Raw genomic sequence first — 14,938 nt, forward strand, 5'->3', positions numbered from 1 at the left:
CTATACGATTATATATACAAAAGCAGTTTATCTTAATTTAATCGATGTTAACTTGCATAGCTCTTGACGATGAACCCCTGGCTCTTCGTATTATTTCGACGTTCACAGCAAAGCATCCTGCTATACAGCTTGCTGCAACCTTCAGTAACCCCCATGAAGCGAAGCTATATCTCGCCAATAACAGTGTTGATTTGATTTTTTTGGATATTGATATGCTCGAGATCAATGGTATTGATTTTGCAAAGAACTTAAAACCAAGACCTTTATTGATTTTCACCACAGCACATAAGGAGTATGCGATAGATGGATTTGAACTTGATTCAGTAGACTATCTTCTCAAACCATTTGACTTCGTCCGTTTTGAACGGGCCATCGATAAAGCGATGACACGTTCAGCTACACAGAGCCATCGCCCCTTTTTAATCGTGAGTGTAGAATATCAACGAATCAAGATCTATCTTGACGAAATTGAGTGCTTGGAAAGCATGCAAGATTATATCAAAATACACCTTATACACGGAAAAACAATATTGACTCTATCGACAATGAAAGCCATGCTCGAGCGTTTGCCAAAAAATCAGTTTATCCGTATCCACCGCAGCTTTGTTATCGCAGTCAAACACATCATTACATTTTCACAGCGTAAAGTACAATTACCCAACTTCACATTGAAAGTCGGCGATGGTTACTATAATGAGGTTATCCAATGTCTACGTGATTCGTCGATGCAATAAGCCTCTTTATCGTTACTTAACATTATTTTACATCTCCGTCTATTACCTTGCTTCCATAAATAAAAAAGAAGAGATATGGAACGCAAAAATTTTATAAAAACCCTATCATTGCTCGCATTTTCAGGGCCAATGGTCTGGGCAGCTTGCAAGAAAGACGATACCACATCAATTACAGATGAGGGCACTGACGTAAATGTCGATTCAAGCTGCAGTGTAACACCTTCGGAAACCGAAGGGCCTTTTCCGACAAAAACACCTTCAAGTTATGTCCGATCAGATATACGCAAAGGTGATGGTATTGGGGCGAATATGCTCGGTTTAATTACCATTGTTAATACAAACAATAGCTGTGCGGCACTAGAAGGAGCTTTAGTGGATATTTGGCATTGTGATGTGGAAGGTAACTATTCCCAATATGGCGGAACACAGATGCAATCCAGCAACTACCAGTCTGTCAATTGGTACCGCGGTAGACAAGTTACGAATGCCAATGGACTTGTTTCTTTCCAAACCATCTTTCCGGGCTGGTATCAAGGTCGAGCAACACATATTCACGTTCATGTATATGATGCTACAGGTAAATCGCTATTAGTGACGCAAATCGCCTTTCAAGATAGTCTGTGTCTTGAAGTCAATAACACAGGTTCTTCTTATGGTTACAAAAAAGGTGTTTCAGGATATACCTATAATGCCAATGACAACGTATTCAGCGATGGTGTTACCAAAGAAATGTCTACGGTCACAGGATCCTTATCTGAAGGTTTCCAAATGAAAATGACGATTCATGTTAATGCTTAACAGCCTGATCATGCAGGATATTAGAATCTATATCGCGGAACAGCGAGGGGAAACATCAATCGGAACACATTTAGTCAGGAGCACACTCAATTATGGCTCTTTTGCTGCTCCTCACCGGGAGGCTATTGGCCGGTTGCAACAAGTCAATAGCTGGCAAGTCGCGCTTCAAGAGACTTTGGAACTCCCGACCAATCAGGATACAGTCTCATTTTTGATTCCTTTGGTTGGGGATCTACTCGTGACGATGGATGGCCAAACCTATACCGTTCCTGTCGGAACAATCTTAGTACACAATTTTGAAAATAATACGGCAATTCACATAAAGGCATCATCCGAAGTTGGGGAGCCTGCGATCTTTCAAGAATTTGTGCTTAATTCGGCAATAAACACTCCTACACTACCTCATATTGTGAATCTTCCACTTTCATCTTCGTTTGAGAAAAACAAGATGTATCCTGTAGGCACCGACTTAGCTACTGATTTTCAGTTCTACTTCGGTGCATTTGCCGGAAAACATGATTTTGAATTACAGATTGGCCAAGACCAAAAAAGCGCATTTGCATTTGCATTAGATGGTAATTTTGAAGTTGAAGAACGTATTCTTTATCCATCTGATGGTCTTTATCTACCAGATTCAAAAAATTTAGACATCGAATGCTTATCGGCAACTGGCCTTTTGGTGGTTTTGTGTTTCTAACGGAATAGATTTAAAAAACGATGATTTCCAAAATAACGACCACGATAAACATAAAAAAGTGAAGGGTCTACCCTTCACTTTTCCACACGATGTTAATAAAATGTTGAAAACCTCATTTCGCTTTTAAGGTGATCCCTCAAGTTACTCACAACTTGTTGATATTGCTGTTTAATATTTTAAAAATGGCTAAAAACCAACGCTTTTCAAGTTTAATCCTGTACGCTCGTCTAAACCGAACATTAAGTTCATATTTTGTACAGCTTGACCAGATGCTCCTTTCAGCAAATTATCGGTCGCATTTAAAATAAGGAGCTTATTTCCGTGCTTTTCGAGGTGGATAATACTTTTATTTGTATTAACGACCTGTTTGAGGTCAATATTTTTAGGACTGACATGTGTAAAAGGGTGAGCGGCATAATAGCTGTCATACAATGCGTAGGCCTGCTCTTCAGACAAATCGGTGTCTACATAAATTGCCGAAAAAATTCCGCGGGCAAAATCGCCACGTTGAGGAACAAAATTAATTTTTGCAGCAGCACGTTCCAACAATGATCCGTCTGACACCGGCAAAAATCCCGCTTGTAGCTGATCCAAGGACTCTGAAATTTCCTGCAAATGCTGGTGTTCAAAAGATTTGTAAGCAGAAAGGTTATTGTTACGCCAGGAGAAATGCGTTGTTGCACCTGGTTTTTGTCCTGCCCCTGTTGATCCAGTCGTTGCATTAACATGGATTTGATCAGGTAATAAGCCTTTACTCGCTAATGGCAATAAAGCCAATTGGATATTTGTTGCAAAGCATCCTGGATTAGCAATATACTGAGCCGTTTTGATTGCCTCTTTGTTTAGTTCCGGAAGCCCATACACGAATTGTTGACCTTGGAAAGCTGTATTCGCACGAAGACGATAATCTTGTGAGAGATCAATAATCTTCACGGATGCATCGATTGGATTTGCATCTAAAAATTTGCGTGCATCACCATGACCAACACATAAGAACAATACATCAATCGCGGAGTGAAAGTCCGAAGAGAAGGTCAATTCAGTATCACCAAATAGATCATTGTGAACTTCATATAACTTATTTCCTGCATTGGAAGCGCTATTAGCAAATACGATTTCCACCTCAGGATGATAAATCAATACACGTAATAATTCACCACCAGTATATCCTGCCGAACCAATTATTCCTACTCTTATCATTTTTTTGAATTTAGAATTTAGGTATGCATTATCACCTATCATGCCATGTACTTTTTCTTATCAAGTTTACTTTAAGAAAAAATACATGGCATAAAACACGGTTTATTTTTTATTCACTTTGTGCCAAATGATGGTTTGATTTCCAAAAATTTTGGAGAAACCTTTCACATCGTCACCTGTATAGCCCTTATTCATTTCACCATAGCTGCCGAATTTATTGGACATCAAATCGTGTTCAGACTCGACACCAATGACGACAAAACGGTATGGGTGAAGTTCAACAATCACTCGGCCAGTCACTGTTTCCTGTGAGGATTGCAAGAATGCTTCGATATCACGCATAACGGGATCGTGCATTTGGCCTTCGTGCATATAATTTCCGTAGAAAGCAGCGATTTGATCTTTCCAGGACAATTGCCATTTAGTTAAGGTATGTTTTTCTAAGGCATGATGTGCCTTGATTAAAATGACAGAAGCAGCGGCTTCAAAACCCACACGGCCTTTGATACCAATGATGGTATCACCAACGTGGATATCACGGCCAATACCGTATGGTTGAGCTATTGTCTGTAATTCTTGAATCACTTTAACGGAAGCCATTTTCTCACCATTTAATGCAATAGGCTCTCCTTTTTCAAAATCGATTGTAATTTGTTGCGGCTCTGAAGAAGTCACTGGAGTTGGCCATGCCGACTCTGGTAAGTATTGGTTGGATGTCAATGTTTCTGCTCCACCAACAGAAGTACCCCAAAGACCTTTATTGATGGAGTATTTTGCTTTTTCAGCAGAATACTCTACACCATGCTTATTCAAATATTCTATTTCGGCTTCACGCGACAATTGTAGATCACGGATTGGGGTGATAATTTCCACTCCTGGAATCAGGGTCTGGAAAATCATATCGAAACGTACTTGGTCGTTTCCTGCACCTGTAGATCCATGAGCAACACATTCAGCGCCAATTTTCTTTGCGTAGTTTGCAATTGCGGTTGCTTGGCATACACGCTCAGCAGATACTGACAATGGATAAGTCGCATTTTTTAACACATTGCCAAAAATCAAAAATTTAATAGTTTCGCGGTAATAGTCTGCCGTTTCGTCTATAGCTGTATGTGATTTCACACCTAAAGCATAAGCACGTTCTTCAATATTTTTTAATTCTTCATCCGAAAAACCACCTGTATTTACAACTACGGAATGAACTTCTAAACCTAAATCTTGTGTAAGATAAATACAACAGAATGAAGTATCTAATCCGCCACTAAATGCTAAAACTACTTTTTTCATTAGAATGTTATTTTATGAGTGTTTGTTTTCAACGGCTGATTTAAGCTCGTCTCACTCGGTTTTTTATTATTATGTTGAGAGAACCTTGAACTGATCTTGTTATTATGAACATCTTCAGTTACCTGTTACATCTATTTTCAATATAATCGCTCAGCCTTAGCTTAATATCCTTTTGCGACTTTGTTATGCTTCGGAAAATTGACAGCAATAAATTTATTGGCCGATTTCCAAAACTTCGCCTGTATACGCTTTAGCAGAGACTGTTTTTGTGTAATTCTTTCCAAACGTTCTTTCGCTTCATGCTTGCGCTGGATCTTCTCCCGCAATTCACGTTCTTTCTCTTCGGGATCCCAAAGCATAGCGGTACACATACAGTTTTTACGGTCTTTACTCATCAGGATCTCATAATTCACGCAGCTTTGACAGCCTTTCCAGAATTCATCATCGGAAGTCAATTCGGAATAGGGAACCGGTTCATAGCCCAGTTCTGAATTGATTTTCATCACGGCGAATCCGGTTGTCAAACCAAAGATCTTCGCTTTAGGGTATTTCTCACGTGAAAGCTCAAAGACTCTTTTTTTGATTGCTTTTGCCAAACCGACTTTTCTGAATTCGGGATTGACAATCAAACCTGAGTTAGCGACATAATCACCATGCCCCCAAGTTTCTATATAACAAAAACCTGCCCATCGGCCATCTCTATGTAAAGCAATCACTGCTTTACCTTCATTCATCTTGTTGGCAACGTATTCTGGTTTACGACGCGCAATACCAGTACCACGAGCCTTTGCAGACTCGAACATTTCGTCGCAAATAACCTCTGCATAGTGCGCATGCTCAGGTTTAGCCGGGATAATTAAAAAATCTGATATAGTCATTGACTTACGACCCTAATAATAAAACAACAACTACTGTCGTGTTTTGTTACTAAATAAATTAAAATAATGGATTCAAAACCATCGGACAATCATGGTCTTGCTTGGAAAGATTCACTACCTCAAATCAAGCCCGAGGTAGTATAGGTCGTCGGAGGCGTAAAACAGGTATTTCTACAAAAATGAAAGCACAAAAGACCTTCTTCATAAACTTCTCAAAAGTTTGAATATAAGAATAATCGTTCTTTTTGTTCTGTTTCATTTTTTTATGCTCTGTCAATTGTTTCTGACGATGCAAATGTATAAAAATATTTTTTTCTTTTCCACAATATTCTCATTGATTTTTTGCAAAAATTAAAAATTTACAATCCACCGTCAAAACCTTCCTGTAAGCTTCATTTTCAAGCAATTAATCCACAACAAGTCGGCAATAGAACCATCACATTAGCGATATTAATTTGACAATAAAACGGATAAAGGTTTAAGGCTTTATCAATTGAAATTGTTGTTTTTTCTATCGGTTCGTTATTTTTAGTCAAAAACGATACTTTTGTAGGGATCATTTAATGGAGAATAGTATGTCACCGAGTTTAATTTTCTATATTATTTTTGCCGTCCCTTACATTATCTTTATGTATTGGCTCGTCAAACAGGACAAACATAAATATGCCTGGGGAATAGCAATCATTACTATTGTTGCCCTATTAGCGATCTACGTATCGCAGAAAGCCAGTAAAGTGGCCATGGACAATTATCAACAGCATCAGATCGACTCTAGAGAGATCGAGCGGGAAGAGCGTTTACAAAAACAACAGGATAGCATTAATCATGCTCAACAATAAAAAAGCGGCATTAGCCGCTTTTTTATTATTCATTTGTATAAATTGGAATAATCCCTTCCAATTTAAAGAGAAAAGCATATTCCAATGCAATTTCCTTTAAATAGTCAAATCGACCCGATGCCCCACCATGACCATAATCCATATCTGTTTTTAACAGTAAAACCGCATCTCCTATTTTAGTAGCTCTCAGTTTTGCTACCCATTTTGCTGGTTCAAAATACTGCACCTGACTATCGTGCAGCCCGGTTGTGACCAATAAATTAGGGTATTCTTTTGCTTCAATGTTTTCATATGGAGAATAGGCCTTCATATAATAATAGGCTTCCTTCTCATTGGGGTTACCCCATTCATCATACTCATTTGTAGTCAACGGTATTGTATCATCCAACATGGTATTCACCACATCTACAAATGGTACCTGAGCTATTATGCCATGATATTGCTCAGGCGCAATATTAGCGATTACACCCATCAGCAAACCTCCGGCACTTCCCCCTTGCGCATAGAGATGTTCGGGCATACAATAATGTTGATCAATCAGGTATTTACCACAATCCACAAAATCATAAAAGGTATTCATCTTGTGCATCATTTTTCCATCTTCATACCATTGGCGCCCCATTTCCTCACCGCCTCTGATATGTGCCAAGGCATAGATAAATTCACGATCCAACAGACTTAGTCGATTGCTCGAAAAAGTGGGATCCATCGACGCACCATAAGATCCGTAGGCATATTGCAATAATGGAGCTGAACCATCAAGTTTGGTTCCCTTTTTATAAACAATAGAGATGGGCACTTGAACACCATCTCTTGCTGTTGCAAAAACACGTTCGGTGATATACGCGGTTTGGTCATACCCTCCCAAAATCTCCTGTTGCTTTAACAATATTTTCTTCTGCTTAGCCATATCATATTCATAGACTGAGCTTGGTGTCACTAAAGAAGTATAGCCATATCGTAACTTATCACTGTTGTATTCAACATTAATACCCGGGTATACCGTATAGGCAACTTCTCCGAAATCCAAATAGTGCTGATGCTGACTCTTTAAATTATAAATTGCCAATTGGGTCAATCCATTTTTCCGTTCAGCAATCGCCAGAAAATCCTTAAACTCTTCAATATCGCTGACCAATACATCCGGTCGATGGTCTATGAATGGCTGCCAGTGGCTGCGATCTGTACGATCTAAGGGACATTGCATGATTCGGAAATTAATAGCTCCATCATTGGTAAGTATTAAGAACCGATCTTCCAATGCAACAACCGAATAGAGAACATCCTGTATCCTAGGCTGAAAAATACGAAATTCCGATTGCGGTGAGTCAGCATTTAATAACCAAATTTCTGAGGATAATGTCCCTTCAGAATTGATCATAACATATTTTCCATTTTTGGATTTACCAACTCCGATATAATTTGTGTTATCTTTTTCTTCATACACAAGCACATCTGCTGCAGGATCGCCCCCCAGTGTATGCCGCATAATCTTTTCACTAAGCAAGGTAACAGGATTCTTGGCCGTATAGAACAAGGTTCGATTATCATTTCCCCAAATAGCGGCTCCCTCTGTATTCTTTATCTGGTCCGGATAGATTTCTCCGGTCTCGATATTTTTGATAAATATGGTATATTCTCTCCGAGAGACAGTATCCACACTAAAGGCAAGCAAACGATTATCCGGACTAACAGAAAATCCTTTTGCCGTATAATATGCATGCCCTTCGGCAAGCTGATCTACATCCAACAGCACTTCCTCTTCGCCTTCCAGTGTCCCCTTTTTCCGACAGAATTTAAAATATTGTTTTCCCTCTTCCGTCCGGCTATAATAAAAGTAGCCATTTTTGTAATAAGGCACAGACTCGTCCTTTTCCTTAATCCGGGATTTCAATTCATGAAAAAGACTTTCCTGTAAATCTTCGGTATCTTGAAGCATTAAATTGGTATAATTGTTTTCCTCTTCCAGGTAGTCAATAACTTCTTGCGATTTTTCTCCTTTTTTAAAGTAATCAATCATCCAGTAATAATCATCTTGCACAGTATCATCATGTATCTTTCTGACATGAGGGTAAATTGCTGCCACTGGGGCCATCACATTAGGCCAAACTATTTTCTTATTTTGTTGCATTCGTTTTCTTATATGCTACTCAATATACATACTTTCTTATTCTGCTACCTGGATCAATCAACTAACACAGGAAACTCCTTGAAATGGTTTGAATTTAAGATATTTCGTCAACAATTTGCTAAGAGATATGGATTATAAATACTTTTAATAAAAATTAACAGTTCAGAAGAGGCATTAGCATTATCTTTGCTATTCTGCTATAGGCAGGAATATGCGAGCTTACACGCTCATGAAGAAAATTTAAATAAACAGGAGAGAATAATCAGGTGGAACGCGTTCTTTGATACAAATGAAAGCGGAACACCTATCAAGAATTTTGTACATATGAATTTAAGAAAATCACTATATCTACTTACTTTGGGCGCATTGCCCCTTATCTCTTTCGGACAATCCGATACCATTCCAGCAAATTGGTTCAATTTGGATTATAAAACAGATGGGGTCATGGGAATCAGTACCGAAAAAACGTATAAAACTTTATTGAAAGGAAGAAAATCCACTCCAGTCATTGTTGGGGTATTGGATGGAGGTGTTGATGTTTATCACGAGGATCTCAAAGATGTTGTATGGATCAATGTGAAGGATAGTCTTGCAAACGGTATAGATAATGATGGCAATGGTTATATCAATGATAAATACGGCTGGAATTTTATTGGAAACGCCGATGGAAAGGATGTTCAGTTCGATAACCTGGAATTGACAAGACAGCTTAGGGTTCTGGACAAAAAGTTTGCAAACATCACAGCAGCAACAGAACTCAATGAAACTGATCGAAAAGCTTTCGCTAGTTATCAAAAGATGCTTGCCAAATATAAAAACAAGCTAGAAGAAGCTAAGATGGGCCAATTTTCCTACGATGCGCTCAAACGCAACATATACGCTGTGGTACGTGAAATAGGTAAAAAGCCCGAAGATATCACACAGGAGGATATAGACAATTTCAAAGCAACCACAAACACGCAACGTATCGCACTTGCCTATGCAAAGGATGAAATCAACAACGGCGGCTTCGCCAAATTTTTTGATGATATCACCGAAGGTGCAAAATATTTCAACAATCAAGTTGATTATCATTTAAACAAAGCATACGATTCTCGACCTATTGTTGGAGATAATTATGAAGATGCTTCAGAGCGATACTACGGAAATGCAGATGTAAAAGGACCGGACGCATTACATGGTAGCCATGTCGCTGGAATCATTGGTGCAAAACGTAATAATAATGTTGGTATCAACGGCGTAGCGGACAATGTTAAAATACTCACAGTTAGACTTGTCCCTGATGGTGATGAGCGTGATAAAGACGTCGCAAATGCCATTCGTTATGCAGCAGACAATGGCGCTAAAGTACTTAACATGAGCTTTGGAAAAAGTTATGCCTATAATAAACAGGCCGTAGACGATGCCATCAAATATGCTGAATCCAAAGATGTCCTGATGGTACATGCCGCAGGGAATGACAGTGAAGATAACGATATAGAGCCTAATTTTCCGATGAAGTATTATACGGATGTAAAAGGTGATACAACCGGGATTGCTAATGCTTGGATCACAGTGGGTGCAACCGGCCTTTATTTGGACAATGAACTATTAGCCGATTTTTCCAATTATGGTAAAAAAACGGTCGATGTTTTCGCGCCTGGCGTCCACATCAACTCAACGGTACCAGATTCCAAGTATAAAGAAGAACAGGGCACAAGTATGGCTGCGCCCGTTGTTGCTGGTCTGGCCGCCATGATTCGTTCTTATTACCCTAATTTGAGCGCTGTGGAAACGAAACAAATTATTATGGAATCGGTAGAAAAGCCGAATCAACTGGTACAGGTAAAAGTTGGTGAAGATGCCAGCAAAACGGTTCGATTAGCAGACATTTCGGTCACTGGAGGAATCGTTAATGCATATAACGCTATCATAAAAGCGGAGGAATATACTAACAGAAAGAAAAAATAAATATTTTCTCGTTTTTTATACCAAAACTATCTTTTGTCCGTTTAATTAATTAACTTACAGAAACAAAACAACAGATGCTTATGGTAGAAAACTTTACCCAATCAGAAAACGAAGTTCAAAATTTGCTAACCCAAAACGAAAAGGTAATGACAGACGAGGACATAGAAAATGAATTGAAACTTCAATTACCAAAAATGTTGCTTCATCCAAGCAGAAGATGTGTTGAGAATATCCTTGCATATTCTAAACAACTAGAAAAAAGAAAGGCCTAATCCGGAGATTAGGCCTTTCTTTTTCACCTTACGACATCCATGATCAGCTATAGTGTAAAACTGCTGTGACTCGCCTTACCTTCCACAAACTAAAATCAGATTATTCTCCTTCTACTAGGTTTCAAAATTTCTTTTTTGATGGAAATTTTGGCTAGTTTTGAACCGATGTTAAAACAAGAACGATACAAGGCTTTCGTAGATTATTTCTCCAAAAATAGTCCTGACGCACAGACAGAACTCAACTATAGTAATCCCTTTGAATTACTGGTTGCCGTTATTTTATCTGCACAGTGTACAGATAAAAGGATCAACCAAGTCACGCCCAAGTTGTTTGCACGCTACCCAGATGCACACAGCTTGGCAGCTTCCAGCGTAGACGAGGTGTTTAGCTATATACGATCTGTAAGCTATCCGAATAACAAGGCCAAACACCTTGTGGGGATGGCTCAGCTACTGATTGAAAAGTTCGACAATATTGTACCCGAAAAAATTGAGGATCTTGTGAAACTTCCAGGTGTAGGTCGAAAAACAGCTAATGTCATTTCCTCTGTTGTTTATCATAATCCCGCTATGGCCGTAGATACCCATGTTTATCGTGTTGCAAACCGTCTTGGGCTAACTTATCGTGCAACAACACCATTAGCTGTGGAAAAACAATTGGTAAAAAATCTACCTAAAGACACGATTGCCATTGCCCATCATTGGCTTATCTTACACGGGCGTTATATATGCCTGGCCCGAAAACCACTGTGTGAGAAATGCCCTATCACTTATATGTGCAAATACTTTGAAAAAAATCACCATATAAAAAGTGTCTCAGCTATACCAGAGACAAAAAACTAATTTTTTTAGTGAAAATATTTGGTTTATGATTTTTAATTTTTAATTTTGAGAAATATATACTAAAAATATGAGCAACACAGATAAACTAAAAGCTTTACAGCTGACGTTAGATAAATTGGAAAAGAACTTTGGAAAAGGTTCAATTATGAAATTAGGGGATACTGCTGTTGAGCCGATCGAAGCTATTTCTACAGGATCTCTAGGCTTGGATATCGCCTTAGGAATTGGCGGTGTACCAAAAGGCCGTATCATTGAAATATATGGACCTGAATCTTCAGGTAAAACTACCTTAGCAACTCACATTGTTGCCGAAGCACAAAAAAAAGGCGGTATTGCAGCAATCATTGATGCTGAGCATGCTTTTGATAAATATTACGCTCAAAAATTAGGCGTAGATGTAGAAAATTTATTGATTTCTCAACCAGATAATGGTGAGCAAGGTTTAGAAATTGCTGATAACCTAATCCGTTCTGGTGCAATCGACGTTATTGTTATTGACTCCGTTGCCGCTTTGGTGCCAAAAGGTGAGATCGAAGGCGAAATGGGTGATTCTAAAATGGGGCTTCAAGCTCGTTTGATGTCACAAGCTTTACGTAAGTTGACAGGTACAATTTCAAAAACAAACTGTTGTTGTATTTTCATCAACCAATTGCGTGAAAAAATTGGTGTGATGTTTGGCAACCCAGAAACAACAACTGGTGGTAATGCATTAAAATTCTACGCTTCTGTACGTTTAGATATCCGTCGCACATCACAAATCAAAGATTCTGATGAAGTATCGGGTAACCGCGTAAAAGTGAAGATTGTAAAAAATAAAGTTGCACCTCCGTTCCGCATAGCGGAATTTGATATCATCTTTGGTGAAGGTATCTCTAAAGTAGGTGAAATCATTGATCTAGGTGTTGAATATGGTATTATTAAAAAAGCAGGCTCTTGGTTTAGCTATGGTGAGACCAAATTAGGACAAGGTCGAGATGCTGTTAAAGCCTTATTATTCGACAATCCGGATTTAATGGACGAACTTGAAGCTAAAATCCGAGCTGAAGTGACAGGAGAAGATCCAATGCTTAACATCGAGGAAAACGAAGACTAGTTGCTGTAAAAATTAGTATAATGTAGGTAGCCATCCTGTTTAGGATGGCTATTTTTTTTGCGAAAATTCAAGTGCTTAGATGATTATTTTGTTACATGTCCAAAGTTTTCAATTTGTACTAATAGATTTTATTAATTTTAGCAGGTCGAGCCAAAAACGCCTGACATCCAATGCTAAACTTAATATAAACAATGAATCGTAAACTAATTCTATTTCTTTTAATACTGCTAGGCTCAGTATTTCATCTACATGCACAAACGATACGCATACTCTCCTTTAATATCCACCACGGAAACCCACCCACCGAAAAAGAATCAGTTGTCAACCTTGACACAATTGCCAAAATTATTAAAAATTCAAAAGCTGACCTCGTAGGTCTTCAGGAAATCGATGTCAATCTCGGTAGATCATACTTTGAAAATCAAGCCAAAAAATTAGCCGAATTAACAGGCATGCACTATATCTTTTCCAAAGGGATAGACCTGGATAAAGGTGAATATGGTACCGCCATCTTATCAAAAAATCCAATTGAACGTGTAGAGAAACACTTTCTACCTTCCCCTGTGCAAAGCGAAACACGTAGTTTATCTGTAATAGAAGTCACGATACACAAAAGGAAAATCTTATTTGCAAATACACACCTTGACCTGAAAGACAAAAACAAAATCGAACAGGCAAAATTCATCACCAAGCGTTTCAAAAACGAAAAGTTACCCACTATCCTTGTCGGTGATTTAAACTCAGAACCCAATGATCCAGCGATTACTGAACTTAGCAAAATATTCACAAAAAGCAGCATTGCTAACGGATTTACGTTTCCTCAAGATAAACCCACTACTGAAATCGACTATATCATGATCAATACACCATCTGCCGCAAAGTTCTCCAACCACCGTATTCTGAACGAACAATATGCGAGTGATCATCGGCCATTATATGTCGAGATAAACATTAAATAACCACTTGTGACCTTTAAATATGAATTTTAACAGAAGAAGATTTTTGGAAGCCCTAGCACTGGCTGGGATTACACTGCCCAATATCAGCATCGCTCAAGAAAACAGTTCAAACGAAATTGAAAACGAGTTTAGCTTTGTCGTACCTGCCTATCTACAAAATCAAACCGAAACAGGAATCAGTATTTTTACGATTTTGAGCAAAGATGCCTTTGCTTGGCTCGAGATACTGGACAATGGAGGGAATGTCCAAAAAAAGATCTACCAATCCGAAGATGGGATGATCAATGCCAATACTGATTTCTTTCATTTTACAATTGAAGACGCACCGCGCTCATTTCGCTATCGCATCAAAGCGAAGGAAGTGCAAAAATTCGATCCTTATAAAATCGTATACGGCCAAGAAATAGAAACCCCTATTTTCGAGGCCAAATTAGCCAAGAACAATCAAGAACAGATTCGCTGTCTGGTCTATAACGATGTACATGAGGAAAAAAGCAGCTATCGTGACCTTATTCCGCATCAGGATATTTCACCCTACGATTTTTTTGTACTGAATGGTGATTCCTTTCATTATGTCACCAATCAGCAAGATATTACAGAGAAACTACTAAAGCCAATTGAATTTTTTGCGACAAGCAAACCATTCATTATGAATCGGGGAAACCATGAGACAAGGGGATCCTTCGCGCGTAATTTCAAACGATATTTTGGTTATCCTGACAACAAGTATTACCAGGCCTTTAAAAGAGGTCCTATTTTTTGGATCATGTTGGACAGTGGCGAAGACAAGCCTGACAATCATGAGGTATACGCCGGAACAGTCGACTATGATAACTACAGAAAAGAACAGGCTCAATGGCTGGAAAAGGTTCTACAATCCAAGGAAAGAAAGCGTGCACAACACACTGTTGTCATTAGCCATATACCGATTTTTCATTCGGATGACTGGCATGGTACCTTGGATAACAGAGCATGTTTTCATCCCTTGTTTCAGAAATATAAAATTGATGCCATGATCTCTGGTCATACACATCAATATGGCTACTACCCTGCAGATAAAGATCACAATTATCCTGTATTTATAGGCGGAGGTCCAAAAGTTGGGAAAAGAACTATCATCGATGTAGCCGGCAACAACAAGTCATTGAACATACGGATGACTAGAGACGATGGCACAGAACTGGGATTATTTAAGAAATAAAAAAGGGCGCTTGATAAGCGCCCTTTTTTCTATTTTGATTGAAGAAAGCTGCGATG

General features: G+C 38.7%; 14 protein-coding genes. 10 read left to right on the plus strand and 4 right to left on the minus strand.

Features of this window, described 5'->3' with window-relative positions; all coding sequences use genetic code 11:
- Positions 1-44 precede the first annotated feature (44 nt).
- The 3 genes from IQ31_RS03980 (at position 45) to IQ31_RS03990 (ending at position 2,229) form a co-directional block, all read left to right on the plus strand.
- A complete protein-coding gene (locus IQ31_RS03980) occupies positions 45-734 on the plus strand; it encodes a LytR/AlgR family response regulator transcription factor (protein ID WP_075990910.1) in 690 nt (229 codons plus the stop codon).
- Positions 735-809: 75 nt separating this feature from the next.
- A complete protein-coding gene (locus IQ31_RS03985) occupies positions 810-1,532 on the plus strand; it encodes a dioxygenase family protein (protein ID WP_075990909.1) in 723 nt (240 codons plus the stop codon).
- Positions 1,533-1,542: 10 nt separating this feature from the next.
- Positions 1,543-2,229 (plus strand): pirin family protein, encoded by a 687-nt coding sequence (locus tag IQ31_RS03990; protein ID WP_145327157.1) that lies wholly within the window; start codon positions 1,543-1,545, stop codon positions 2,227-2,229.
- 186 nt (positions 2,230-2,415) lie between these two features.
- Here IQ31_RS03990 and argC read toward each other — a convergent pair whose 3' ends face one another.
- The 3 genes from argC to IQ31_RS04005 form a co-directional block, all read right to left on the minus strand.
- Complete coding sequence (argC, locus tag IQ31_RS03995) at positions 2,416-3,429, minus strand: N-acetyl-gamma-glutamyl-phosphate reductase (protein WP_145327158.1); 1,014 nt, start codon at positions 3,427-3,429, stop codon at positions 2,416-2,418.
- 102 nt (positions 3,430-3,531) lie between these two features.
- On the minus strand, positions 3,532-4,716 hold the full coding sequence (argG, locus tag IQ31_RS04000; RefSeq protein WP_075990906.1) for an argininosuccinate synthase: 1,185 nt from the start codon (positions 4,714-4,716) through the stop codon (positions 3,532-3,534).
- Positions 4,717-4,877: 161 nt separating this feature from the next.
- On the minus strand, positions 4,878-5,594 hold the full coding sequence (locus tag IQ31_RS04005; RefSeq protein ID WP_070561978.1) for a GNAT family N-acetyltransferase: 717 nt from the start codon (positions 5,592-5,594) through the stop codon (positions 4,878-4,880).
- Positions 5,595-6,169: 575 nt separating this feature from the next.
- On the opposite strand from IQ31_RS04005, the gene IQ31_RS04010 reads away from it, so the two are divergent.
- The gene (locus IQ31_RS04010; RefSeq protein ID WP_075990905.1) at positions 6,170-6,433 is read left to right on the plus strand and encodes a hypothetical protein; all 264 of its coding nucleotides are present in this window, start codon (positions 6,170-6,172) and stop codon (positions 6,431-6,433) included.
- 25 nt (positions 6,434-6,458) lie between these two features.
- Here IQ31_RS04010 and IQ31_RS04015 read toward each other — a convergent pair whose 3' ends face one another.
- The gene (locus tag IQ31_RS04015) at positions 6,459-8,564 is read right to left on the minus strand and encodes a S9 family peptidase (RefSeq protein WP_115047060.1); all 2,106 of its coding nucleotides are present in this window, start codon (positions 8,562-8,564) and stop codon (positions 6,459-6,461) included.
- A gap of 324 nt (positions 8,565-8,888) precedes the next feature.
- Between IQ31_RS04015 and IQ31_RS04020 the strand changes: the two genes are divergently transcribed.
- The 6 genes from IQ31_RS04020 (at position 8,889) to IQ31_RS04045 (ending at position 14,882) form a co-directional block, all read left to right on the plus strand.
- Positions 8,889-10,514: a S8 family serine peptidase gene (locus tag IQ31_RS04020; protein WP_115047058.1), complete on the plus strand. Its 1,626-nt coding sequence runs from the start codon at positions 8,889-8,891 to the stop codon at positions 10,512-10,514.
- Between the two features lie 80 nt (positions 10,515-10,594).
- The gene (locus tag IQ31_RS04025; protein ID WP_145327159.1) at positions 10,595-10,786 is read left to right on the plus strand and encodes a hypothetical protein; all 192 of its coding nucleotides are present in this window, start codon (positions 10,595-10,597) and stop codon (positions 10,784-10,786) included.
- A 165-nt stretch (positions 10,787-10,951) separates the two neighbouring features.
- The gene (gene nth / locus IQ31_RS04030) at positions 10,952-11,629 is read left to right on the plus strand and encodes an endonuclease III (RefSeq protein WP_115049429.1); all 678 of its coding nucleotides are present in this window, start codon (positions 10,952-10,954) and stop codon (positions 11,627-11,629) included.
- 67 nt (positions 11,630-11,696) lie between these two features.
- Complete coding sequence (gene recA / locus IQ31_RS04035) at positions 11,697-12,722, plus strand: recombinase RecA (RefSeq protein WP_046674918.1); 1,026 nt, start codon at positions 11,697-11,699, stop codon at positions 12,720-12,722.
- 191 nt (positions 12,723-12,913) lie between these two features.
- Positions 12,914-13,681 (plus strand): endonuclease/exonuclease/phosphatase family protein, encoded by a 768-nt coding sequence (locus IQ31_RS04040; protein ID WP_075990901.1) that lies wholly within the window; start codon positions 12,914-12,916, stop codon positions 13,679-13,681.
- A 19-nt stretch (positions 13,682-13,700) separates the two neighbouring features.
- Positions 13,701-14,882 (plus strand): metallophosphoesterase family protein, encoded by a 1,182-nt coding sequence (locus IQ31_RS04045; protein WP_115047056.1) that lies wholly within the window; start codon positions 13,701-13,703, stop codon positions 14,880-14,882.
- Positions 14,883-14,938: the final 56 nt, after the last annotated feature.

Source organism: Sphingobacterium siyangense (genome assembly GCF_007830445.1).
Classification (GTDB): domain Bacteria; phylum Bacteroidota; class Bacteroidia; order Sphingobacteriales; family Sphingobacteriaceae; genus Sphingobacterium; species Sphingobacterium siyangense.

Bases quoted from the DNA above. Each gene is read 5' to 3' on its own strand.
- IQ31_RS03980 (WP_075990910.1), top strand. From the start codon at position 45: ATGTTAACTTGCATAGCTCTTGACGATGAACCCCTGGCTCTTCGTATT.
- IQ31_RS03985 (WP_075990909.1), top strand. From the start codon at position 810: ATGGAACGCAAAAATTTTATAAAAACCCTATCATTGCTCGCATTTTCA.
- IQ31_RS03990 (WP_145327157.1), top strand. From the start codon at position 1,543: ATGCAGGATATTAGAATCTATATCGCGGAACAGCGAGGGGAAACATCA.
- argC (WP_145327158.1), bottom strand. From the start codon at position 3,429: ATGATAAGAGTAGGAATAATTGGTTCGGCAGGATATACTGGTGGTGAA.
- argG (WP_075990906.1), bottom strand. From the start codon at position 4,716: ATGAAAAAAGTAGTTTTAGCATTTAGTGGCGGATTAGATACTTCATTC.
- IQ31_RS04005 (WP_070561978.1), bottom strand. From the start codon at position 5,594: ATGACTATATCAGATTTTTTAATTATCCCGGCTAAACCTGAGCATGCG.
- IQ31_RS04010 (WP_075990905.1), top strand. From the start codon at position 6,170: ATGTCACCGAGTTTAATTTTCTATATTATTTTTGCCGTCCCTTACATT.
- IQ31_RS04015 (WP_115047060.1), bottom strand. From the start codon at position 8,564: ATGCAACAAAATAAGAAAATAGTTTGGCCTAATGTGATGGCCCCAGTG.
- IQ31_RS04020 (WP_115047058.1), top strand. From the start codon at position 8,889: ATGAATTTAAGAAAATCACTATATCTACTTACTTTGGGCGCATTGCCC.
- IQ31_RS04025 (WP_145327159.1), top strand. From the start codon at position 10,595: ATGGTAGAAAACTTTACCCAATCAGAAAACGAAGTTCAAAATTTGCTA.
- nth (WP_115049429.1), top strand. From the start codon at position 10,952: ATGTTAAAACAAGAACGATACAAGGCTTTCGTAGATTATTTCTCCAAA.
- recA (WP_046674918.1), top strand. From the start codon at position 11,697: ATGAGCAACACAGATAAACTAAAAGCTTTACAGCTGACGTTAGATAAA.
- IQ31_RS04040 (WP_075990901.1), top strand. From the start codon at position 12,914: ATGAATCGTAAACTAATTCTATTTCTTTTAATACTGCTAGGCTCAGTA.
- IQ31_RS04045 (WP_115047056.1), top strand. From the start codon at position 13,701: ATGAATTTTAACAGAAGAAGATTTTTGGAAGCCCTAGCACTGGCTGGG.